This is a genomic window from Sphingomonas faeni, assembly GCF_024273235.1.
GTDB lineage: Bacteria > Pseudomonadota > Alphaproteobacteria > Sphingomonadales > Sphingomonadaceae > Sphingomonas > Sphingomonas faeni_A.
Map to the genome: position 1 here is coordinate 1 of NZ_JANBVH010000058.1, position 20,923 is coordinate 20,923.

Sequence of the window (20,923 nt, forward strand, 5' to 3'; positions counted from 1 at the left end):
GCTCGTTTCAATTCCGAGCGCAGCAACAAGTACCACGCCTAGGATCGACAATCCGATCGCGAACACGATGATCATACAAGCGGGAATGGCAATAAGCGGGATCAGCCATGACCCAGACCTACCAATGTCGTGAAGCCTGCGGACGGCGCAACTCGATAATGGTATGAACACTAGGCATCCGATCAGGGCGCCAAGGGGAGGCGTAACGACGCTTGTCACGAGCAAAATGAATACTGCCGTTATCGCAAACGGCCAAAACTCACGGCGCCGGGCGCGTCCGCTGAATTTTGCATACTTACGAAAGGGGGTCAGTGCGCGTGTCATAGCTGACGCCTTACCTCACTGCCCCCGCTCCGACTTAGGCCTCTTCAACCGCCTTGGCAGCCCGGGGCTTACGCTGCACCTTCGGAGCTTCGTCAGTAGGTTTTGTAGCAGTCTGACCAGGCTTACGTCCCAAGCCGATCGACTTCGCCATTGTCCGGCGCGCTTCCGAATAGGTCGGGGCGACCATCGGATAATCGGCCTTAAGATTATAACGGGCGCGATATTCCTCCGGCGTCAGGCCGTTGGTCGCCAGGTGGCGACGCAGGGTCTTGTACGGCTTCCCGTCGATCAGCGAGATGATGTGATCTGGCGACGACAGCGATTTGCGCGCGGTCACGGCCGGCTCATAGGTCTGCGCAGGCTCTTCAGGCGTAACGGGCGCAGATGTACCTGAAAGCTGCGAGACAGCGGCATGCATCGAGATCAGAAAGGCAGGCACGTCGTCTGCGTTGGTGCGGGTGTTAGGATTTGCCAACCACGCGGCCGTCAGTTCAGCAGCCAATTCGACCGCGTTGATATCATCGCTCATTAGTATCTCGCTTGAAGTTGAAGGCTCGTAGTTAGGCGAAAACGTTTAGAATTCAAGCGAGTGGAGCGTTTTGGTGGGATTTCATGATTAACAATAATGGCTCGCAAATGTCAGTTAGGTACCGTTTGCGTAAACATACGAATAATCGATCCAATATTCTCTAAAGTTTCCGGTGACCCGAAATGGGAGCGCTATTGAACCTCCACGAGCTCTTTCCAGCCTGTTTGGCGTGGTACATGGTTTGATCGGCAGCGAGCAATGTGTCTGTGAAATCGGTTCCTGTTGGCCGCAGTCGCCGCCCGGAGCAGGCGGACCGTTATCCATCAGTATTGGACTGATCGATGGTCGCTGGGTTCCGGTGATTCGAGCTTAAACGCGCCGAGGGCGTATTGCATTGCTTCGGCTGCTCGGCGACGAAGGAGCATGCCTCACGCCAGCAACATGGTCTACTGCGACGGTCCGGATAGCCCCCACGCCTTCGACATCGTTCCGCTCCAGCCACGTAAGGGGAGCCTCGATGCCATGTGCCCGGTCTGCCAAGGGAGGGGGCAGTGGAATACCGAGATTGATCTCGTTAGCTTCCGCTGCAAGCGCACGGCATGTAATCGTTGCCACGGCGCTGGTTGGGTAGAAACCGGCTCCGACCCGGTCGGCCTTCCCGATATTGAGATCTCACCAGGGGGTTATCCCCGGTGGACCCTTCGCTTCGAACCTGCTGACGATCCCATTCAGATCGATCCGGAAACGCCAGGCTTATCGCAGGCCTAAGGCGTTACGGGTTTGGGTCAGGTGCCCCGAGCTTCGCAGCGATCCGCGCAACTTCCTCCTCACTTGGCTCCTTCGGCAGTTCCTCGCCTGGCAAGAGCGCATCGTCAGGGATGCCTGGTGCAGTGCCGGCGATCGGCTCATCGATGGCGCGCTCGTTGGCACCGTCCGTGATCTTCTCTCTGCTCGGCATGTCAGTCTCCTTTGTAGCGTTCAAACGTACAAGGGACGCTGGGGAGCCACGTCATGCCTTCGGATACGGGATAACGCCTTCTTGGGAAATGACGTTTTTCAATCCGCTACACGGTAGGCGCAAGGCTGAACCCCTGGCATTTGCGCACCTCAGGCGGCATGCTTCTTGGCGAACTCTGCGAAATACGCACGCGTGGTGGGATCCGAGATCGGCGTGATCAATGCCGCTACGTCGTCTGCAACTGCACCATCGCCGCGCAAAGATTTGCCAAGCTGATGCCCCATTGCCCAACCGGGAAAGCTGCGCTCTGAGATTGCGCGGCTGTCCAATGTCACTGCAGCGAAATGACGTCCGTCAGCCCTGATGCGATCGTACGTCTGAGTGACTGCGTCGGCTGGTCCTTCAAGCACCTGGAGGAAGCGACGTCCGCCAACGATCAGCAAACCCGTCACACCTGCTGCGGCATTGTTGCGCCTCGAAACGCGTAAAATTCCCTCAAGCTCGACCTTGGATAGCTCCAATCGGGCGGTGCTGATGTAAATGAGACGTATCAATCCAGGGCTCCTCCGAGAGGATGAGTAGCAAGCGAACCTAAACGCAACGTCAATGTACGCGAATGGCGGCTTGCTTCGTCCGTCTCGCAAACGGCCAGCCTATCCGGAAAACTGCTGAGAAAAACGGATAGCTGGCCGCCTTGGTAGCTCAGATAATGAGCCTCGCTGCGTATCAACGTGGGAGCAAAACCGCGCCGCGGACCGACAGGTACGTACTACTGTCTATTTAGGACGCGTACGTCGTCGATAAACCGCGAGCCTTAAGTCCGACCCATGCATGACGACCCGCCTCGATAGCCAAGAGAACACGATGTCGGTCGGCGAGGACGCTTTGCATAGGCCCTGGCAGAGACTGAACGCCTGCGGACGACATCGGCTCACTTAAAATGGAATACGTACGGCGACAGCGGCAAGGACGGTGTGGGTTTCGCTCCCCGCTGGCGTAACATGGCATTCCTGAAACTTCCCACGCGCTTAACGTTCGGTCTCCGGGGGCGGCTCGTTAAGGTGTGCACGGTCTAGCTGCCCGACGGCGACACCCCAATTTGACGCCGCTCGGTTAGCTGTCGTGCTGATCACGCTCCAAATCTTACCGCCATACTCTCCCGTTGCCTTCCACCGCCTAGGTTCGGTCTCTTCAACGTAAACTTCTATGTGTTGCCCCTGAACCGACACTAAGCGCTTCACCAAGCGGCTCCTTTTCCCATCATCACTCCTACTTGCCGGTAAAACACTATCCAGCCGGCCCGTGATTGGGGGTACCACCGCTCACGCTGGGCGTCAGCGAGCCAAACCGGCGCAGTACATCCCTAAAATGCTCGGTTGGCGTCATAGAGGTGGCCGAGCGACGCTCAACTGAAGCTATTGCCGGGACGCTCCAGCGATGACATCAACCGCGGCCGCGACACGACGCCAGTCCTGTGGATTGGTGGTATTACGAAGAATGTCGAAGAGCCGTTCTGTGAAGCGCTCGGGCTCATCATCGCCAAACGCTGCCGCGATAGTGGACGCCTTTTCCCACACCTCCCGATCTGACATACTCGATGGGCTACACATTTAAAGATACCTGATTAGCACTTGGTCGGTTCACTCTTCGAGATTCCGACGCCGCAGCTCATCACGTAGCGCCTCAGCCGCAAGATCGCCCACCTCGCCTTCGGTCTGCCGGTACGCGGCCAAAAGCTCATCGTCCGTTGCGCTGGCCAGAAGGCCCTCAGTCTGAGCCCTGAACGTGTCGACCTCCTCTGCTGCCATGTCCGCCGCTTCATCGGAAGAGACCTCATTGTTAGCAATGTCAGGCGCCGGCGCCAGCACCGCGTCCTGCTTGAAGACGTCGAACGCCTCTGCTGCCTCGTTGCGTTGGACGATCAGCGAACGAAGCTGGCCAAGAAGATCGAACTGCGATGCGGTGTTTTCCATGGCCGAGCCTAAACCGGGTTCTTCGCCGCGTGCAATATGGCGTCATTGGGTTTCGACCAGTCAGAGATTGACCCGACCGACAACTGCGCCAACCGCGATCACAGAAACGATGATCGCCCACCCTTCCCAGGTTCGAGGAGACCAGCCGATACCTACGACTTTTGGCTGAAACCATTCGCGTGGATGATTCATGACGGCTCCGATGATGGCGAGGGAGATCGAACCCGCCTTCCGCTTCACGGTCTCAAGCAATACATGTCGAGAACGGAGGCCGCCAGCATGTCTGCAGACATCATGAAGGTAGACGATCAGGCTAAGATCGATCTTTTCCAGGAAATCATGCCGATCGTCATGCAGTACCTTGCTGCGAACTCCGCCGATCACGCGTTGATTGCCGATGACATCATCGACTTTTTCGCGCTGTCGATCGCGTCGGTAATCCAGAACGATACGAACCTGACCACCCCGCAGCTGCAACGCAGAGGCGTCGAGGCGGCAGGCAAGCACATCGCGCACTGGGTCCTCCTGTTGAAGCTGGACCACGAACACCGCGGCGCCTCGCTGCTCGCGATAACGATGGGAGCAGTCGCGTCAGACGAAACGAAGCAGTAAGTTTTGCGGAACGAGAGAAGCTCTTGCCTGTTCGTCAATTGGGGAGAGCGACAATGACCGACCCGATCAAGCCGACCAAACAGCCAAACCTGTCCACCGAACACCAGAATGAAGGCGATGCTCGCCGCCCAAGCGATACCCTCAATAAGGACACACCGAGCACTGAGGGCCAGCATGCCCCCAAACGGAAGTTGTCTCTCACTTGAGGTGTGAAAGACACTCGACCCTTTGGATAGAAGACCAGGCTGCGTGGCGTCACGTCCGGTCGGTCGTCGTGGGGATCAAGGTACGTAGTCCGGTGTCCGCTGTCGCTTAACTGGTAACGCAGCGGTGCGGACGCGGGGAGCCGTGCCGGTAACGATACGACAAGCCTCCTTACGTACTTTCAGCTGACGACCGTCGCTGATAGGGTTGTTTGACTCGGTTCTCCGCATTCGCCTGCGCTAGGCGCTCAGTCATTTCACCCTGACTGGCCATTGCATCCCAAGCTTCTGCCGATCGCAAATGACGCTCTCGAACAAGGGGAAGCACGGACCGCTCCGCTTCCGAACGTTCATGGGCAGCAGCGCTACGGTATGCCTCGGTCTGAGAAAGATTCATACGAAGCCTTTAGCCGAGACTTCAAAAACTGAAACCCACCAAGCTCGAGATCAATTTGCGTCTTGGCTCGGCTGAAACGGTCCGGTTGCAAACTAATTTGCTCGTTGTTTTGTTACGGATCAAACGACGTCGGTCCCCCGTTGAGGAGCTTGGAGGTGACATATGATCGAAGACCCTAAGCCCGAGGATAAGGACGCTGCTGAACAGGCCAAGGAAATGGAGGAAGTACAGGAGGACGCTGCCAAGGAACGCGAAGAAAACGGCGGATACCAGTAAATTATTTCCTGCTACCTCGCCTTATTTGTATAGCTACTTTGCCTTAATCGTAAAAACGCTCAATCACTTCAACGGTACAAATGCGGCTTGATAAGAAGATCTTAAAGCCGCTTCATATACTCGATCTCGATGTATAGATGAGGGCGCTACCCTGAACAGGTAGCGCCCATTTTCCAAACAAGCCCGGTTTATGGATTAGCGACGGTAGCGCGGATCGTACCATTCACGCCGGCCGGAAAGAAACCACCGCTTGTTGTGCCTGCTGCGGCGTTCATATACACGACATTTAGCACCTGACTTGCTGTTCGTCCGAGTACAAGGCCATTCGCATCAGTGGGCACGAGGTTCGCATTGCCTGCGGTACCAATGCCCTGATCCAAGTCGGTCGAGCCATCAAGAGAATCACGGGTATCTGATATCTTCTGGATACGCGTAAAGATATCAGCAGTACTTAGGCCCAATGCGTATAACGATGAACGGATCACGCCGTCGTGGTACGCCTCGGTTGCAAGAATGCCCGCCGATGCGTCGAGGTAAGTCTTGTTGCTAATAAGACGAGCCGCGCCGCGATAAGCGGACACCCCGACATCGGTCAGAAGGTACGAACCGATCAGGAAGTTGATGTCGCTTGCGAACGGATCGAAGATATCGGTCGCACCGATAACGCCAGCGGCACGAGCAGCGGCGGTAAAGGCCCCCGGCACCGTGGCGCCGCCAGGGATGGCAACAGACGCGCTGCCCGAAAGATTGATACTTGGCTGAGCCACTGCTGCGGTTCCCAGCTGGTTGTGGAGAAACGTAACATGCGCGATTTCATCTGAAGCGATTTCACGCGCATACTGAGCAATAATCGGATCCGCAAAGGTGACTGCCCGTGCAGCACCGGCCCCCGAACCGGGAATCACGGCTCCTTGCGTACCGGTTCCTGTTTGGAGGCTGGTAGCGATGCCCGCGCCAGCTACCGCGTAGGTGTAATAATTAGCTTCGAGGTATTCCAACTGCAGTGCAAAGTTCAGGATGTCGGCGTCCGTTACCGCCGGTGTTGGCGATGGCGTCGGTGTCGGGGTTGGTGCCGGCGCCAGTTTATCGTCGTCGTCCCCGCACGCGGCAAGAAGCGACAGGCCGCCCGTCATGGCAGCCGCTCCGCCGCACATCCGGATGAAGTTACGTCGTGCCTGGCGTTGATGCTCAGCTCTTTCGATCGTCGCGAGCAGATCGGTTTGGTTATTCATGATGCTGTTTCCCCTGCTCACTTCGCAGCGCTGCTGCGAATGCCGCCATTGACGCCAGCGGGGAAGAACCCGCCCATCGTCGCTGCGGCGTTTGCGGTGTTGAGATAAACGATGTTCAAGACCTGCTGCGCGGTTCGCCCGAACGCTATGCCATTCGCATCCGTCGGCACGAAGTTGGAGGCCGTGTCGGTCGTTGTTCCCAAAGCCGAGGTTATGGCAGTCGGGCGCGATGCAACGCCCTGATCGTCGTCAGCAAAGAGCGCCGGCGGACCAGCTTGGGTTGTACTGCCATCAACCAAATTGCGTGCGCCGGCGATACGCTCCGTTCCGGTGATGATCGCCGGAATAGCTTGCCCGCGACGGTAGAGAGCACCGCGGATTATGCCGGCATGGAACGCTTCGGCAGCAAGGATGCCAGCCGCAGCGTCGAGGAACGTGTTGCTCGTGATCAGGACCGAGGACCCCTTGTACGCGGTCACGCCAACATCTTCGAAAATGTATGCGCCGAGCAGAAAGTTGTCGACCGATGCGTAGGGATCGAACACCCCATTGGTGAGGGGAACACCGGCAGCTGATGCAGCGGCCGTGAAAGGACCGTTCGCATCGCCGGAGATGTTGATGGCAGGCTGGGCGACAGCTGCGGAGGTCAGAGCAGATCGCAGAAATGAGACGTGCGCCAATTCATCGGCAGCGATCTCGCGCGCATATTGCTGGATGGCTGGTTCACCCGTGAAGTTGACTGCACGGGCAGGATTTGTGGTCCCGACGATCACGCTACCTTGCGCACCCGTGGTCGTCACGCCGCCAAGCAGATCATTCGGCAAACCAGTTCCGCTGAACGCGTAACTGTAAAACTGCGCTTCAAGGTATTCCAAATTCAGCGCAAAGTTGAGAATATCGGTGTCGAGGTTCGCGGATTGCGCTGCAGCCTGAGACGTGAAAGCCAGCGCTCCCGCGCCCACCGCTGCTGCCCCTAGGGCCGCCTTGAAAAACTCGCGACGCTCATCGCGCCGTCGGACGCGCTGATTAAGCACGCCTACGATTTCGGCTTCATCGATCATAGTCTTCCCTCTTCCGTCAATCGGCCTTTTTATCGAACCATATTGCCGCGAGGCAAAGACGCTCGACTAAGTTCACAACGACAGAGGAGAATTAAAGGCCCGCGCCCTCAGCTTATATCTAGTAGACGCAGGTTAATGACCTTGATCAACCGGAAAGTCACTTAATTCAATATTGAGTGATTATCGAGGCTGACGGTTAGCCGTTCTTGAAGCCGGCAATGCTGTCGGGGCTGACCATGCCAAATCGTCTTGCCCGGCTAGCGTATCCGATACGTCGAGAACAGGTACGCAGCATGGCTCAGTATTGCCATTTGAGCTTCGTAAAGGCGAACCCGAGAGGTGCACGCAACCGTGCGCCTCTCGGATCAAAACATTATTGCCTGAGACCAGATTTACTACTTGAGCGATTTCGCCATGTTGAGATGTGCAGCAACCGTCGGTGCCAATCCCGACGCGAACGTCTTCAACTGCGGCACGTCGCCGGTTGCAGCATATCCCTTGAGCAAATCGAGCGTCTGCTGATGCCCGGCGACTTGGGCAGCCGCGTAAGCGGTGTCGAAATCAGTGCCTTGCTTGGTCTTCAGATCGGCAAGCTTCTGCTGCTGCTCAGCACTCAGCGCCGGGTTGGGCGTCAGCGCTGCCGACAGCGTTGCCGTCAGTGCCTTCAGCTTTGCAGTCGACCCCTCATGTGCGGTGATCATCTGGCCAGCGAACTTCTTCACCGCAGCAGATGCGCCGTTGGTTACGGCCAGCTTCGAGGTCTCGATCTCGAACGCATCGCTTGCAGCCGCCATGTTGACGAAAGCCTGCCCACCTGAGGCCGGTGCTGCCATGGCATCATTGGAACCGGCTGCATTCACGTCCGTGGCGGTCGTGTTGGCGTAGGTGCTGTTATCGACCGCAGTCGTATCTTCCGCCTTCTTACCGCACGCGGCCAATGACAGGGCCACTACCGATACCATTGCCAGGGTCTTGAAGTTCATTATACTCTCCATCTGCTCGCATATTGCTGCTGTCCGCTCAACGCGTGCTTCCTGTGGACCGTTCCGCACAAGCAACGAACGCCGGACCGATCGTCGGCCGAGTTCGTTCTAGCCGTCTGCCGGCACAGCTGCCGGCCTTATCGGGACACGGCTATGAGCATCTTCAGCACGATCATGAACAAGGTTTTCCACCACAAAGCCGCACCAGCCGCTGCGCCGGCTCAGGCTTCTGCCACGGCGCCGCAGGCTGCACCGCAAGCCGCGCCGACTGCTACCGCCCAGCCCGCCCCCGCAGCGGCTCAGCAGTCCGTCGATGTCGGTGCGGTCCTCAGCGAGATGGCATCGATGAAAGATGGCGGGGGCAACTACCAGAGCTCGATCGTCGATCTTCTGAAGCTGCTGGAACTGGATTCCAGTCTGACCGCTCGCAAGGAACTTGCTGCCGAGCTCAACGTCCATGCTGCGGCCGATGGATCAGCTGAGCAGAACATCGCCCTTCATAAGGCTGTGATGCAGAAGCTCGCCGAAAACGGCGGTATCGTTCCAGACAGCCTGCGCAACTAAACCAGCCGATCCGGATGGGACCACACCCTACGCGGTCCCATCCGGTCTCAGCCTCCAGCAAAACTGTCGTCATCACTATCGAGCAGGGATAATGTTCGGGGGCGTCGCAGCTACGGTCCCCTGCGCCGCCTGAGCTGGCAAAGTCTGACTACCACGCGGCGGTCCATTCGGCTCTTTCTGAAATTCACGTGCGGCGAGCCAGCAGATCGCGACAACGAGTGCCACGATCATCACGAAGATGACAATAGCCACAGGACCGGCTCGCTTGTTTCCTCGTCTCCGCATCAGATGCGCTCCCCAGTCATGCCGTCGATGGTATCGCCGTGCCGTAGCCACGTGGCGACGGGATGTTCCGTGATCTCAAGTCCACCGGTTTTATCGAACACGACGGTCTTATGTCCGGACGGCTCTATCGCCGCTCGCCGAAGACCGAACCAAGAATGCCCCCCAATCCGCCGCCAAGACCGCCCCCGGGCGCAGCGCCTGCGGCTCCAGCGCCACCCAGACTGCCAAGTACAGATCCAAGGATCCCGCCAAGGCTACCTTGCTGCCCGCCCGAGCGCCCAGTCAGGTGGCCCGCTACCAGCATGACTAGGATCGGCAGCATCTGCTTGAGAAGCTCGGGCGCCAGGCCGCTGCTCTGCGCCGCGTTGTCGGCGACCTCACGACTGCCGTCCTTCGACCCGAAGATACCGCCGAGGAGCTGATTACCGCGATCGATCTGCGTCGGCTCGTTGCCCAATACGTTCGAAGCAAGGTCTGCGCCGCCAAGCGTGTTTACATGGGCGTCTAACTGCGTCGTGTTATTTCCCATGCCGCCCAGAACCGACGGCAGCAGCGCTTCTGCGCCGCGCTGGGCTTGTTCACGCGGTATGCCTAGCTGGGCGGCGAGTGCATCGATGCCACCATCAGGCAGCAGGTCATTGAGATTCATGTCGGCTTCCTTGTTGAGACGGGTACCAACAGATGCTGGGACCTATAGGTCCGGTCACTTTCGATCGAGCTAGGACCATGGATCGGTAGGCATGCGCCGTCTGCGCAGTGTTAGTCAGGAAGTTCGGGGGTATCTGAGCCAACGGGTCGGCCGGATAGCCAACTAAGCCCTCCCCCGATAACAAGCAGACCTGCCCCCATAAGCGCCTTGTCACGGCGTCGAAGAAGAACAAGCCCGCCGGTAACGATGACGGAAGGTACCATGCCGACTTTACCCAGGCCGGTTACGCGTGCTGCACGCACGACCATGCGGCCGGCAGCGTATTCGCGCAAAGGTGACGGCGTAGATGGTGCGGTTCGGGATACAGCCTGGTCACCACTTGAGGAGTGCGGTCCTGGTCCTGGCTGCGGCGCTATTTCCGGTCTGGAAGCTACCGTGTCGGCTGCGTACGCTCCACGATCGCCGAGCGATTCAGTAGGCCCCCTGGTCGTGTCTTGCGTGGTCTGTCGCTCCAGCTCGCAATTGAACTCGGCGCCGAGCAGTAGAATGTAGGCGGACAAGTAGAGCCAGGTCAGCAACACGATCGCGGCTCCCAACGAGCCGTAGGTCGCGTCGTAGCTGCCAAAGTTTGCTACGTAGAACCCGAAGCCGAGGGTAACGACCAGCCACAACACGGTTGTCAGCACCGAGCCAGGCGTCAGCCACGTCCACTTCGCCTCATCGCGATTGGGCGCGTAGCGGTAGAGCGTTGCCGCTGCTGCAGCTCCCATACCCGCCATGACCATGTAGGAAACGATCTTCCCTGCCATGAGAACGATGGCAGGGGCGGAGGGGAACAGTGCATCCAGGCTGCCCATTGCGGCTATCGCGATGATAGCGACGATGGCGATAAGCACCGCCCCGGCGGTGATGGCGAATGCGATGAGGTTCAGCCGAACAAAACTGCGCGTTTCCTCTTCGTCATAGGCGATATTCAGCGAGGTAATAAGCGCGGTTGCGCCTTTCATCGCGCCGTACAACGCGATGCCGAGCGCGAGCAGCAGCCCGAACCCCTTCTTGCCGTCCGATGTCGTGACGACGTTGGCCAACTGCTCGCCGATGAGCTTGGCAGCATCTGTCGGCATGACTGACGTCAGTGACTGGACGTTCTTCATCACTGTAGCGGGTGTGGCGACGAGCCCATAGCTCAGCACCACGGCACCCAGCATAGGCACCATGGCGAGCACGCCACAGAACGCCACGCCGGAGGCGACCAAGCTGATATTGTCTTGGCCCCCCTCCTTCCACGCTCGCAGGGCGATGTCCTTCCAGCCTTTCGCCGGGATAGCCCAGGGACTGCCAGCGTCGTGCCCCCTTGCGTCCCCCTTGTTCGTCTCGGTCATGCCTTGTCCCTTCACGCGTTTCTTGAATCTGGCATGCGATCGCCGTTCTTCCACTACACACCAATTTTGATACGATCCCCGATCCAGAGTTGCCTCAAGCTCCCACGGCGGGCGGCGCATCCTTGTCCGGATCTCGGCCGTGTTGCTGATCGAGCAAACGCATGATTGGCGTCACGGTGAGGCCGTGCAGGACGATTGAAAACAGCACGACCAGTCCGAGAAGGCCCCAAAGACGTTCGGCCGCATCGACGTGGATGTGGTTCAGACCATAGGCCAGGTAATAGATCGATCCGACGCCGCGGATGCCGAAGAAGGCCAGCGTTAGCTTTTCTGAGCGGTCAGCCCGGTGGCCGGCCAGGCCGATGAGCCCCGTGATCGGCCGGATAATCAGCAGGATCACGAGTGCGATCAGTGCATCCGTCAAAGAGACCGAAGCTAGAAGCCCACTGACCAACGCGCCGCCAAACAGCAGCAGCAAGACCATCATTGCGAGCCGTTCGATCTGCTCGGTGACGTCATGCATGTCGTGATGAAAGTCGTGCGTCCGGTGCGTTCCCCGAAACGTCAGTGCCGTGACGAACACCGCGAGGAAGCCGTAGCAGTGAATGATCTCGGTAAAGCCGTAGGAGATGCAGGTCGCAGCCAGCGCGATCAGGCCGTCACCGGTCTGCGCTAGCTTGGTTTGCGCGGGGACGTGGAAGGTCAGCCAGCCAAAGGCGCGGCCAATCAGCCAGCCGGCGCCGACGCCGGCACCGATTTCCCATAAGACCCGGTACGTCAGCCACTCACCCAGCCACGGCTTACTGCCCCCGGCTGCGGTTGCGGCTGCCAGCATGATCGCAAGATGGACGAACGGAAACGCGAACCCATCATTGAGGCCGGCTTCGGACGTCAGCCCAAACCGTACCTCGTCTTCGTCCTCGCTCTTGGGCGGCCCGACCTGAATGTCGGCTGCCAGGACAGGATCCGTAGGAGCCAGGCTGGCGGCAAGCAGCAGAGCGATCGCCCATGGCAGTCCCATTCCCCATGCCGTCACCGCCGTGATGGCCAGAATGCCCAGCGGCATCGTGATCGCCAACAGCCGCCAGGTAACCGCCCAGTCCCGCCACCTGAACACCCGGTCGATCTTCAGACCAGCCCCCATCAGCGCGATGATCACGACGAACTCGGTGAAGCGTTCAGTGATCTCGGGATAAAGAAGCGGCAGCGGCCTCAGCGTAACTTGCGGCAACGAGAACAGCACAGCGCCAAGCGCGATACAGACGATCGGCAACGACAGCGGTAGCTTACGAAGCGCCAGTGGTAACCAGACAACCAGCGCGGTAAGCAGGCCAAAGCCGGTGAGAATGAGGATATAGGGATCGGGCAATGCAGATGGCATGACGGTCTATCCAGAAGGGAACGAGACTTCGTCACAGGAAGGCACGCATAGTGGTTCGAAGAAGCTTACGAGCATGAGAGATTAACGCATTTCGCTATGCGAGCGGAACTCGCCAATAAGGTAAGGTCTCAGTCAGCTGACGGCGCAAGACGCGATCATTGCCCGCCGACATTGTGTCAGCGGGCAACCACGATCACTCGTCTTCGGCGTCAATGTTTACAGTCGTCTCGGCAAGCTTCGTCATATATTCGTCGCCGCCATAGATGTCCTTGGTGGCAGCGGTCAGCGCCTTGGTATCATCCTTGAGGCCAAGCGCCTTGGCATAGGCAGCGGCCGTACCGAAACCGGCGATGCCGTAATGCGTCATCCGCTGGTACTGCGCGATGATCATGACATCAAGCAGCGGCCCCTTCTCAGGACCCTCCTCGAGGACATGCTTGGTGGCTTCGGCGACGAGGCCCTCCATGCCCTTGCAATGCTCCTTCGAAACCTTCTCGTCGTTCGATGCGATCAGGTCCTTGAGCAGGTCGGTATGCTTCTCGATATCAGCCTGCGACTTGGTCAGCATCTCCTTCAGCGAAGCGTCGCTGGCCTTGGTCGTGATCTTCTTCAGGACCTTCTTCATCTGGTCGTTCGCGGACCACAGGTCCTTCAGCTCGTCGATGTAGATTTCCTGGAGATCTTCGGGTGCAGACATGAGAACGTCCTTATAGTTCACCGAGCGGGATGCGTGGCGTTTGGTTCGAAATTTGATCAGGCAGTGCGCGATCTGCCGACCTCAGCCGGCCCCGGGCTGCTTCTGCTCCTCCTCGTAGTCAGCATCGGTACCGACCTTCCCACTAGCCTCGGCTTCGGCGATACCCGACGTTTCGACGACGTTGATCTTGCTACCTTCGGCTGCGATTTCATGGGGTACGCGGTCCGTATCCGTGTCCGCAGCGATAGTCGTGCCGTCACCGCCGCCCGAGCCTGCGACGCCGTTACCGGCATTTCCACCGTCTTCGCCCGCCTGCCCACCGCCGTGATAGGCGATGTTGGTCTGGCCACCGTGCGCCATAAAGCCTGTGTTCGTCTCGGTCTTGCCGGCATGGGGGTTGGGATAGGCCCCACCGCCACTTTCGCCTCCCTCGCTGCGACCGTGGATCTCGGTGCCACCGTTGTCGCGCGGCGAGTCCGATACGCCGTCCGGGGCGCCCTTACTCGCGGGATTGCCAGGTACGGGGGTCTGAACCTTGTCACTCATCGGTATGTCCTTTTGAATGTGGGAGAATACCCAACCCAACCGTTCTATCGGACCAGGACCAGATGGGAGCGGAAGTCACGGACTGGGCACGGCTGAATGAACTGTCTAGCTCTCGCCTCCATCATACCGCCCAATTGCCTCAGCCTGAACTTCCGCTGTTTGTCGAAGCATAGCGATCCGAGGAACAATATCGTTCCTACGCAAGCGGGATTCCGGAGCGCTTATATTTTGTATTGATGCCTGTTAATCTATCTCCAAAGAGTGCCGCCCTGTTTCAGGCAACACCACACTGTATCGGATGGAGTTGTCACCTCTAATCCGCGATCACGATCTTAGGGTTCTCGCGTCGGGCTATGCCCCAATCGCTCAATATGCGTCGATTGGTCGATGACCACACCATAATCTCACACGTGAACGGTGCCGAACCGAACGGTGATCCGTTGGGCCCTCACTCGCACACTGCGCGTATCACTGGAATACGGCGGTTTTGCTGGCACGTGAGTGCTCTGGCGCGCGTATGCACGAGATCAGTTCCGGGGTAACATTATGCAGATCAAAGCCATTCTCTTCGATATCGACGGTACGCTGGTCGACACCAACGACATGCACGTCCTCGCCTGGGAGGAGGCGTTCGCCACCGTCGGCGCGTCGTTCGACCGCCAGGTGATTCACGACCAGATCGGCAAGGGGACCGACATGCTCGTGCCGACGCTGCTGCCCGACGCGGACGAGGATCAGCAGGAAAAGCTCGGCGACACACATGGCGCAATCTTCAAGGCGAAGTATCTGGAAACCGCCAAGCCGTTCGCGCAAGCGCACGATCTGCTGGCCCACGCACATGGTCTCGGGCAGCAGGTCGTACTGGCCTCTTCCGCCTCCGAGGCAGAACTCGACCATTACATAGATCTGCTCGACGCCCGCGACCTGATCACCGCGACGACGAGCAGCGACGACGTCGAGAAGACCAAGCCCGCACCCGACATCTTCGCGACCGCGCTCAAGAAGCTGCCGGGAATCGATCCCGGCGAGGTGATCGTCGTCGGCGACACGCCCTATGACATCGAGGCTGCGGCCAAGTGCGGGATCGTCGCGGTCGCGGTCCGATCGGGCAAGTTCAAGGACGAGCAACTTCAGGCGGCAGGCGCGATCGCGATTTACAACGACGTGGCGGCCTTGCTCGCCGACTACGCAACCTCACCACTGGGACGCTGATCGACATGGCCATCACCTTGAAACCCCTCCGCGACCAGATCATCGTCGTCACCGGTGCAACCAGCGGCAACGGTCTCGCCATAGTCGAGGAAGCCGTGCGCCGTGGCGCGGGCGTCGTCGCCACCGCGCGGAACAAAGCAGCGCTCGAGGCACTCCGCGATCGCCTGTCGGCCGACGGCGGACGCATCGCGATCTGCGTCGCGGACGTCAGCGACATGCCCGCGGTCGAGCGCGTTGCCGTCGTCGCGGTTGAGGCATTTGGCGGGTTCGACAGCTGGGTCAATAATGCCGGCACGGGCACGTACGGTACGCTTGAACAGGTGCCGGTCGCGGATCACCGCCGCGTGTTCGACGTCAATTACTTCGGCGTGTTGCATGGATCCCTGGTCGCGGCACACCATCTGCGCGGACGCGGCGGTGCCATCGTTAACGTCGGCTCGATCTTGAGCGACCGCGCGATCGTCCAGCAAGGGCCGTATTGCGCAACCAAGCATGCAGTGCAGGCGCTGACCGATACGCTGCGGATGGAGCTGGAAAAGGAGGGAGCCGGCATCTCTGTCACGCTGATCAAGCCGGGCGCGATCGACACGCCGTTCCCCGAGCATGCGCGCAACTTCATGGACCAGCCACCACGCCTGCCACCACCGCTCTACGCACCGTCGGTCGTCGCCGACGCGGTGCTGTTCGCGTGCCAGACCCCGCGGCGCACGCTGTATGCAGGCGGCGGGGGCTTGTTGTCCGCGCTCCTGTCGAATGCTGCGCCACGATTGAGCGACAAGATCATGGAACTGGTCGGCACCGTCGCGCAGCAGAAGCCCGAGGATCCCGGCGACCCGACCCGGCGCGACAACCTCTATGCGCCGCGAGTCGATGCGTTGCGGGGAAGTCAGGATGTCCACGCCCGCGGTTCGAGCACCGTTTTGCAGGTTCAGAAGCTTCATCCAGCTTTCTTGTTGCTGGGCATAATCAGCGCGGGCATTGCCGTGGTCGTCGGCCGGAAAAAGGGCGATCGCGTGTGACCGTACGCGGCCAAGAAGCTAGTGCCGTACGCAACTTTGACGTCGTGTTGGTCCTGAGCGGCGGCAATGCCTTGGGAGCATTCGAAGCAGGCGTGTACGAAGCGCTGCACGAGCACGACCTCCAACCGGATTGGGTAATCGGCGCGTCGATTGGTGCTATCAATGCGGCCTTAATTGCGGGCTCTGATCCCGATCGTCGGATCGAGACCATGCGGGCGTTTTGGCGACCTGCTTTATCGCCGGGAGCATTGACACTTCCTTGGGCTAGTATGTTCGAAACCAGTCGGCGGACGACTGCGGTTGGATGGTCGGCAACAGCAGGCCGTCCGGGTATTTTCGGCCCCCTATTATCGGCGTTCACCCCTTGGACGGACGATCAGCCATCGATCTTTGAAACCAATCAGCTTGCGATCACGCTGGAAGCGCTCGTAGATTTTGATCGCCTTAATGCTGGTACGTGCCGCTACACAGCAACTGCGGTCGATCTTGAGACGGGCGACGACGTCGTGTTTGACAGTACCGCGATCGAGATCAAGCCAGATCACGTTAGGGCAAGCGCTGCGCTACCGGTTGCGTTTCCGCCGGTCGAGATCGATGGCCGTTGGCTCGTCGATGGGGGCCTGTCTGCGAACCTGCCGCTAGATCCCGTTCTCAGTGCCCCACCGCCACGGGCGACGTTATGCATCGCGGTTGACCTTTTGCCACTACACGGCCCCAAGCCGGTGACCCTAGGCGAAGCCGCCAGTCGCATGCAGGATCTGATCTTCGCCGCCCAGTCCCGCCGATCGATAGACCGATGGAAGGCCGCCTATACCAAGCGTGAGGGCATTACGCTGTCGCTGGTTCGGCTGGCCTACACTGAGCAGGACGAGGAAGTAGCAGGTAAGGCGCTCGACTTTTCGGCGCCTACGGTCGAACAGCGTTGGTCGGCCGGCTACCGCGCCGGCATGCTGGCGGTAAAAGGTGTGCAGACCGAGACGATGTTGATCGGGGTTCCAGGTTTCAACGTCATTGAACTTGAGCGCTAGCACATCACTTGGCGATTAGAACGTCCGTGAAGCATTACGCTGTGCGCGCGCTTGCAACTTTTGCTGATGGCTTGCTACTCTGGTGTCCGATGTTGACGATATAACGTGGCAGTCGACAGCTGATCTTCGCCGCGACCTCACCCTCAGTCATACCTAAAGCCAGAAACAGTCACGCTGCTTGGTTTCGTTTGGCGTAATTAGGGCTCTATGACGAACGCCCTTGCCCGCGCGACGCGCAACATTCAGTGCTGCAGTCGTTCACCCACGAGAGCGCTCCATCTCTGCTATTGTAGCCATATTGGGGAAAGCCTGCTTCTCAGCCTTGTCAGTGGTGCGATCCCATCAGCAAACCGTCAGCGGTAGTCCCCGCACTCGATCTGTCGCTTCTCGCAAAAGCCCCGACCGTTATTACCGATCATGCGCTGCTCGGAGACGATGGCCGCCAAACACTGCCGCTCTTCCATGCGCTAGCGCAAGTTCAATATGAACATTTTTACTGCGGTCATCGATCGCTTGGCTTGCGCGCCTTCGTTCTTGCTCTGCTCGTTCGCGATGGTAGGCAACCTTTGCAGTCTCAGCCATCGACTCCTTGTCCCCTCATGCACCGTGTCTGTTGATAAACATACGTGAGAGACAACGGGAAGGTTCCCTGTCATTGCACCATTTAACGCTCGCAGCGGTCGCCATATGGGATCGGCAAATCATGGGGCCATCGCCGGTCGATCGGAGTTAAACCGTCGAACGCTACACTCTGGACAAAGACCATGACCTCTGCACGCTGGCCGTCTCGGCTCTGGATTGTGCGCCACGGCGAAAGTGCGGGAAATGTGGCGCGCGACGCTGCCCATGCGGCTGGAGCCGAACGGATCGAACTGTCACATCGCGACGTCGATATTCCGCTTTCCCCGTTCGGCGAAGATCAAGCCCGTGCGCTCGGCAGATGGTTCGCCAGCGCGGTTCCGGACGACCGCCCCGACGCTCTGTTGGTCTCTCCCTATATCCGCGCACGCCAGACTCTCGACCTTTTTCGGGCGCAGGGCGGCGCGACCGGCGACGATCCGGTCGGTATCGACGAACGCCTTCGCGAAAAGGAGTTCGGCATTCTCGACGGACTGACGACCAGCGGTGTCGCCTCGGTATACCCGGACCAGGCTGAGTTCAGGCGCATTCTCGGCAAATTCTATCATCGACCGCCTGGTGGGGAGAGCTGGTGCGACGTGATCTTCCGCCTCCGTTCGCTGATGGATACGATCGCATTGCACTATGCCGGACGCCGCGTGATGATCGTCGCGCATCAAGTTGTCGTCCTGTGCCTGCGCTATGTCATCGAGAACCTGACCGAGGAGGAGATCCTGGTGATCGATCACCAAGGCGATGTCGCGAACTGCTCGGTCACCGAGTATCGGTTCGATCCCGAGGGACCGCAGGGTGAAGCGCTCAAGCTCGTTCGCTACAACGCTGTCGTCGACCACGAAGGGTCCGCTCCCGTCACCGCCGAGCCGGACCGTACCACGGGAGTACGAGGATGACCGATACCATTCCCCTCGATAGCAACTGGATCGCTGCCAACCCGCCCCCCGTTCACGGCAGCGGAACCACCAAGAATAGCCGGGGACGTGTCTTGGCAATCGGAGGTTCGGCTATGGTCCCCGGCGCGCTTCGGCTCACGGGTGAAGCGGCACTTCGAGTTGGCGCGGGCAAGCTCCAGATGGCGACGATCGCATCGGCAGCGATCGGACTCGGTCTGGTCGTACCGGAAGCGGGTGTTCTCGCGCTGCCGCAAGACGCCGACGGAGAGATCGACTGCGCTGCTGGCCCCTTGCTCGAAAAGTCGCTGAAAGGGTGTGATACGCTGATCATCGGACCAGGTATGGGCTCCACCGACGCTGCCAAGGCTCTCATGCGGCTGATCCTGACGCAGCCCTGCGACGAGGTAACCCTGGTCGTCGACGCCTTGGCGATCGGATCCGCACGGGATCTGCGCGAAGCGCTTGCTGCATTCGACGGTCGCATGGTTTTCACACCGCATCACGGCGAGATGGCCATGCTGACGGGCCTGGAAGAAGACACGATCTCGCAATCACCAGAAAAAGTCGCGCGCGATGTCGCTGTCCAGTACGGGGCTGTTGTGGTCCTCAAAGGCAGCGACACCGTCATCGCGGCCCCTGATGGAACGACACTGCATTATGGTGGTGGAGGCACCGGACTTGCAACAGGCGGATCGGGAGATGTCCTGGCCGGCGCGATCGGGGGCTTGCTGTCCCGTGGCGCTTCACCGATCATCGCAGCCGGTTGGGGTGTCTGGCTGCACGGACAAAGCGGACGACGGGTCGCAACTACAAGTGGGCCAATCGGCTTCCTTGCACGAGAGGTTCCCGCCGAGTTCCCTCGCCTGCTTCCGCAATAGCCTGGCGTTCAGTAACTCAGCGGGCTTTGATTTTGCTGTACGGCACGAACTGACCAAGTGAGACAAAGCCGCGCGGAAAACGCGAGCCACGATCAATCAGCCGAACCGTGTCGATGCTGCAAAGCTGCGACCCAATGGTACGCGTGACGAGTATGTCATCGCGATGCAACGACCGCGCACCGGATCGCGGTTCGTTGACGTATAGCCGGCTTCCAACCCGGTAAACGATAGCTTTGCCGTCTATGATTTCAGATGAGTTCGAGCCCGAGAGGCTGATGCAGTTGACGGGTTTACCCGCAACGCGCCCGACAAGCATTTTCTGCAACTGTACATCAGGAGCATCACGACGCGCTGCGATAGCGGGATTAGCAAGAGTCACCGCTGCGAGAAGCATTAGTTTAAGCATAAGCTTTCCTAGACATTGAGTGCTGAACGAATGCTGATCAAACAGCTTGCTCACCTGCATCCGTGCCGTCCAAGCCCTTTGTCGCACCTCATTAAAAAGGACCTACGGCGGGTTAGTTAGACTGCTGAGTCTGGCGGACCCCGCCGCCTCCGCCAGGCGTGTCGGCATCATAGTCCTCGGTAGCGTTTCCTCCGCCCGCTCCGGCGCCGCTACCATGCACTTCACCGGTCTTCTCATCGATATAGGCGCGTCGGCCAGCGTCAGGCGGAATGTCTTCGCCCGGCGCCCTGTTCGGCGCTGCGACATTCGCTTCCCGATTGTCCCGACTTACGCCGACCTCGACGTTGCGCGGTTGGTCCTTCTCATAGCTGTCATACTCTTCGCCCGAGTAATGCCCGACGGTACCGTCATCGTTCCCGCGAAACGCCGGATTATCGTCAGTTTCCGGGGGCGGTAAAGGGTCTGCTGACATTGCCTTACTCCAGAAAATCATACGAATTTGAACATGTAGGGACATCGTCGAAAACGGAGCGCCGATAACGGCGCTCCGCCGTTTTACATACCAGACATGTTCGCCATTGGCTTACCCGCCTGCATCTTCATCGCAGCATCGAGATGCTGTTTCACAATCGGTACCGCAGCCTTTGCCGACATGCGCAGGAGCGCCTGATCCCCGCCGCTCGAATAGCTTTGGTGTAGGTCCAGTGCGGCCTGATGCGCCGGAATCTGCTGACCGATGTAGAGGCGGTCGAAATCCGCTGCAGATGCGGTCTGCAGTTCATTGATCGATGTTGTCGCG

Annotated in this window: 24 protein-coding genes; 8 read left to right on the top strand and 16 right to left on the bottom strand. The window is 59.2% G+C overall.

Annotated features, from left to right (window positions below; genetic code table 11):
- From NLI89_RS20435 to NLI89_RS20455, 5 genes are all read right to left on the bottom strand, one after another.
- Positions 1–324 (bottom strand): DUF805 domain-containing protein (locus NLI89_RS20435; RefSeq protein WP_254688637.1); only part of this gene is annotated, 324 nt, incomplete at its 3' end.
- Between the two features lie 34 nt (positions 325–358).
- Positions 359–853 carry a MucR family transcriptional regulator gene (locus tag NLI89_RS20440; protein WP_254688638.1) on the bottom strand — a complete coding sequence of 165 codons (495 nt, stop codon included), beginning with the start codon at positions 851–853 and terminating at the stop codon, positions 359–361.
- A 772-nt stretch (positions 854–1,625) separates the two neighbouring features.
- Entirely contained in the window at positions 1,626–1,811 is a 186-nt protein-coding gene (locus NLI89_RS20445) for a hypothetical protein (RefSeq protein ID WP_254688639.1), read from the bottom strand.
- A gap of 149 nt (positions 1,812–1,960) precedes the next feature.
- Positions 1,961–2,365 (bottom strand): BLUF domain-containing protein, encoded by a 405-nt coding sequence (locus tag NLI89_RS20450; protein WP_254688640.1) that lies wholly within the window; start codon positions 2,363–2,365, stop codon positions 1,961–1,963.
- A gap of 1,086 nt (positions 2,366–3,451) precedes the next feature.
- Complete coding sequence (locus NLI89_RS20455) at positions 3,452–3,784, bottom strand: hypothetical protein (protein ID WP_254688641.1); 333 nt, start codon at positions 3,782–3,784, stop codon at positions 3,452–3,454.
- Positions 3,785–3,820: 36 nt separating this feature from the next.
- Here NLI89_RS20455 and NLI89_RS20460 point away from each other — a divergent pair, with 36 nt between their 5' ends.
- A complete protein-coding gene (locus NLI89_RS20460) occupies positions 3,821–4,396 on the top strand; it encodes a hypothetical protein (protein ID WP_254688642.1) in 576 nt (191 codons plus the stop codon).
- Between the two features lie 53 nt (positions 4,397–4,449).
- A complete protein-coding gene (locus tag NLI89_RS20465) occupies positions 4,450–4,602 on the top strand; it encodes a hypothetical protein (protein ID WP_254688643.1) in 153 nt (50 codons plus the stop codon).
- Between the two features lie 858 nt (positions 4,603–5,460).
- Here the strand turns inward: NLI89_RS20465 and NLI89_RS20470 are convergent.
- The 3 genes from NLI89_RS20470 to NLI89_RS20480 all read right to left on the bottom strand — a co-directional run bounded on the left by NLI89_RS20470 (position 5,461) and on the right by NLI89_RS20480 (position 8,548).
- The gene (locus tag NLI89_RS20470; RefSeq protein ID WP_254688644.1) at positions 5,461–6,504 is read right to left on the bottom strand and encodes a ferritin-like domain-containing protein; all 1,044 of its coding nucleotides are present in this window, start codon (positions 6,502–6,504) and stop codon (positions 5,461–5,463) included.
- A 17-nt stretch (positions 6,505–6,521) separates the two neighbouring features.
- A complete protein-coding gene (locus NLI89_RS20475) occupies positions 6,522–7,565 on the bottom strand; it encodes a ferritin-like domain-containing protein (protein ID WP_254688645.1) in 1,044 nt (347 codons plus the stop codon).
- Between the two features lie 395 nt (positions 7,566–7,960).
- A complete protein-coding gene (locus NLI89_RS20480; RefSeq protein ID WP_254688646.1) occupies positions 7,961–8,548 on the bottom strand; it encodes a DUF4142 domain-containing protein in 588 nt (195 codons plus the stop codon).
- A gap of 153 nt (positions 8,549–8,701) precedes the next feature.
- On the opposite strand from NLI89_RS20480, the gene NLI89_RS20485 reads away from it, so the two are divergent.
- The gene (locus NLI89_RS20485) at positions 8,702–9,112 is read left to right on the top strand and encodes a DUF3597 domain-containing protein (RefSeq protein WP_254688647.1); all 411 of its coding nucleotides are present in this window, start codon (positions 8,702–8,704) and stop codon (positions 9,110–9,112) included.
- 409 nt (positions 9,113–9,521) lie between these two features.
- Here the strand turns inward: NLI89_RS20485 and NLI89_RS20490 are convergent, their stop codons facing one another.
- The 5 genes from NLI89_RS20490 to NLI89_RS20510 all read right to left on the bottom strand — a co-directional run bounded on the left by NLI89_RS20490 (position 9,522) and on the right by NLI89_RS20510 (position 14,052).
- On the bottom strand, positions 9,522–10,046 hold the full coding sequence (locus NLI89_RS20490; RefSeq protein WP_254688648.1) for a DUF937 domain-containing protein: 525 nt from the start codon (positions 10,044–10,046) through the stop codon (positions 9,522–9,524).
- Positions 10,047–10,156: 110 nt separating this feature from the next.
- Positions 10,157–11,428, bottom strand: coding sequence for a YihY/virulence factor BrkB family protein (locus tag NLI89_RS20495; protein WP_254688649.1), 1,272 nt, complete (start codon positions 11,426–11,428; stop codon positions 10,157–10,159).
- Positions 11,429–11,522: 94 nt separating this feature from the next.
- A complete protein-coding gene (locus NLI89_RS20500; protein WP_254688650.1) occupies positions 11,523–12,809 on the bottom strand; it encodes a cation:proton antiporter in 1,287 nt (428 codons plus the stop codon).
- Between the two features lie 193 nt (positions 12,810–13,002).
- Positions 13,003–13,506: a ferritin-like domain-containing protein gene (locus NLI89_RS20505; protein WP_254688651.1), complete on the bottom strand. Its 504-nt coding sequence runs from the start codon at positions 13,504–13,506 to the stop codon at positions 13,003–13,005.
- 81 nt (positions 13,507–13,587) lie between these two features.
- Positions 13,588–14,052, bottom strand: coding sequence for a hypothetical protein (locus tag NLI89_RS20510; RefSeq protein WP_254688652.1), 465 nt, complete (start codon positions 14,050–14,052; stop codon positions 13,588–13,590).
- Positions 14,053–14,598: 546 nt separating this feature from the next.
- Here NLI89_RS20510 and NLI89_RS20515 point away from each other — a divergent pair.
- From NLI89_RS20515 to NLI89_RS20535, 5 genes are all read left to right on the top strand, one after another.
- Entirely contained in the window at positions 14,599–15,264 is a 666-nt protein-coding gene (locus NLI89_RS20515) for an HAD family hydrolase (protein ID WP_254688653.1), read from the top strand.
- Positions 15,265–15,269: 5 nt separating this feature from the next.
- Positions 15,270–16,283 carry an SDR family oxidoreductase gene (locus NLI89_RS20520; RefSeq protein WP_254688654.1) on the top strand — a complete coding sequence of 338 codons (1,014 nt, stop codon included), beginning with the start codon at positions 15,270–15,272 and terminating at the stop codon, positions 16,281–16,283.
- Entirely contained in the window at positions 16,280–17,311 is a 1,032-nt protein-coding gene (locus NLI89_RS20525; protein ID WP_254688655.1) for a patatin-like phospholipase family protein, read from the top strand. The genes NLI89_RS20520 and NLI89_RS20525 overlap by 4 nt, the downstream gene beginning before the upstream one ends.
- 764 nt (positions 17,312–18,075) lie before the next feature.
- A complete protein-coding gene (locus NLI89_RS20530) occupies positions 18,076–18,840 on the top strand; it encodes a histidine phosphatase family protein (RefSeq protein WP_254688656.1) in 765 nt (254 codons plus the stop codon).
- Positions 18,837–19,718 (top strand): NAD(P)H-hydrate dehydratase, encoded by an 882-nt coding sequence (locus NLI89_RS20535; protein WP_254688657.1) that lies wholly within the window; start codon positions 18,837–18,839, stop codon positions 19,716–19,718. The genes NLI89_RS20530 and NLI89_RS20535 overlap by 4 nt, the downstream gene beginning before the upstream one ends.
- Positions 19,719–19,734: 16 nt before the next feature.
- On the opposite strand, the gene NLI89_RS20540 is transcribed toward NLI89_RS20535, so the two are convergent.
- The 3 genes from NLI89_RS20540 to NLI89_RS20550 form a co-directional block, all read right to left on the bottom strand.
- Entirely contained in the window at positions 19,735–20,124 is a 390-nt protein-coding gene (locus NLI89_RS20540; RefSeq protein WP_254688660.1) for a hypothetical protein, read from the bottom strand.
- A 112-nt stretch (positions 20,125–20,236) separates the two neighbouring features.
- On the bottom strand, positions 20,237–20,596 hold the full coding sequence (locus tag NLI89_RS20545) for a hypothetical protein (protein WP_254688658.1): 360 nt from the start codon (positions 20,594–20,596) through the stop codon (positions 20,237–20,239).
- Between the two features lie 83 nt (positions 20,597–20,679).
- A partial coding sequence (locus NLI89_RS20550; protein WP_254688659.1) for a DUF4142 domain-containing protein occupies positions 20,680–20,923 on the bottom strand: 244 nt, incomplete at its 5' end.

Excerpts from the sequence above, each read along its gene's own strand:
- NLI89_RS20440 (WP_254688638.1), bottom strand. The coding sequence starts at position 853 with ATGAGCGATGATATCAACGCGGTCGAATTGGCTGCTGAACTGACGGCC.
- NLI89_RS20445 (WP_254688639.1), bottom strand. The coding sequence starts at position 1,811 with ATGCCGAGCAGAGAGAAGATCACGGACGGTGCCAACGAGCGCGCCATC.
- NLI89_RS20455 (WP_254688641.1), bottom strand. The coding sequence starts at position 3,784 with ATGGAAAACACCGCATCGCAGTTCGATCTTCTTGGCCAGCTTCGTTCG.
- NLI89_RS20460 (WP_254688642.1), top strand. The coding sequence starts at position 3,821 with ATGGCGTCATTGGGTTTCGACCAGTCAGAGATTGACCCGACCGACAAC.
- NLI89_RS20465 (WP_254688643.1), top strand. The coding sequence starts at position 4,450 with ATGACCGACCCGATCAAGCCGACCAAACAGCCAAACCTGTCCACCGAA.
- NLI89_RS20470 (WP_254688644.1), bottom strand. The coding sequence starts at position 6,504 with ATGAATAACCAAACCGATCTGCTCGCGACGATCGAAAGAGCTGAGCAT.
- NLI89_RS20475 (WP_254688645.1), bottom strand. The coding sequence starts at position 7,565 with ATGATCGATGAAGCCGAAATCGTAGGCGTGCTTAATCAGCGCGTCCGA.
- NLI89_RS20480 (WP_254688646.1), bottom strand. The coding sequence starts at position 8,548 with ATGAACTTCAAGACCCTGGCAATGGTATCGGTAGTGGCCCTGTCATTG.
- NLI89_RS20485 (WP_254688647.1), top strand. The coding sequence starts at position 8,702 with ATGAGCATCTTCAGCACGATCATGAACAAGGTTTTCCACCACAAAGCC.
- NLI89_RS20490 (WP_254688648.1), bottom strand. The coding sequence starts at position 10,046 with ATGAATCTCAATGACCTGCTGCCTGATGGTGGCATCGATGCACTCGCC.
- NLI89_RS20495 (WP_254688649.1), bottom strand. The coding sequence starts at position 11,428 with ATGACCGAGACGAACAAGGGGGACGCAAGGGGGCACGACGCTGGCAGT.
- NLI89_RS20500 (WP_254688650.1), bottom strand. The coding sequence starts at position 12,809 with ATGCCATCTGCATTGCCCGATCCCTATATCCTCATTCTCACCGGCTTT.
- NLI89_RS20505 (WP_254688651.1), bottom strand. The coding sequence starts at position 13,506 with ATGTCTGCACCCGAAGATCTCCAGGAAATCTACATCGACGAGCTGAAG.
- NLI89_RS20510 (WP_254688652.1), bottom strand. The coding sequence starts at position 14,052 with ATGAGTGACAAGGTTCAGACCCCCGTACCTGGCAATCCCGCGAGTAAG.
- NLI89_RS20515 (WP_254688653.1), top strand. The coding sequence starts at position 14,599 with ATGCAGATCAAAGCCATTCTCTTCGATATCGACGGTACGCTGGTCGAC.
- NLI89_RS20520 (WP_254688654.1), top strand. The coding sequence starts at position 15,270 with ATGGCCATCACCTTGAAACCCCTCCGCGACCAGATCATCGTCGTCACC.
- NLI89_RS20530 (WP_254688656.1), top strand. The coding sequence starts at position 18,076 with ATGACCTCTGCACGCTGGCCGTCTCGGCTCTGGATTGTGCGCCACGGC.
- NLI89_RS20535 (WP_254688657.1), top strand. The coding sequence starts at position 18,837 with ATGACCGATACCATTCCCCTCGATAGCAACTGGATCGCTGCCAACCCG.
- NLI89_RS20540 (WP_254688660.1), bottom strand. The coding sequence starts at position 20,124 with ATGCTTAAACTAATGCTTCTCGCAGCGGTGACTCTTGCTAATCCCGCT.
- NLI89_RS20545 (WP_254688658.1), bottom strand. The coding sequence starts at position 20,596 with ATGTCAGCAGACCCTTTACCGCCCCCGGAAACTGACGATAATCCGGCG.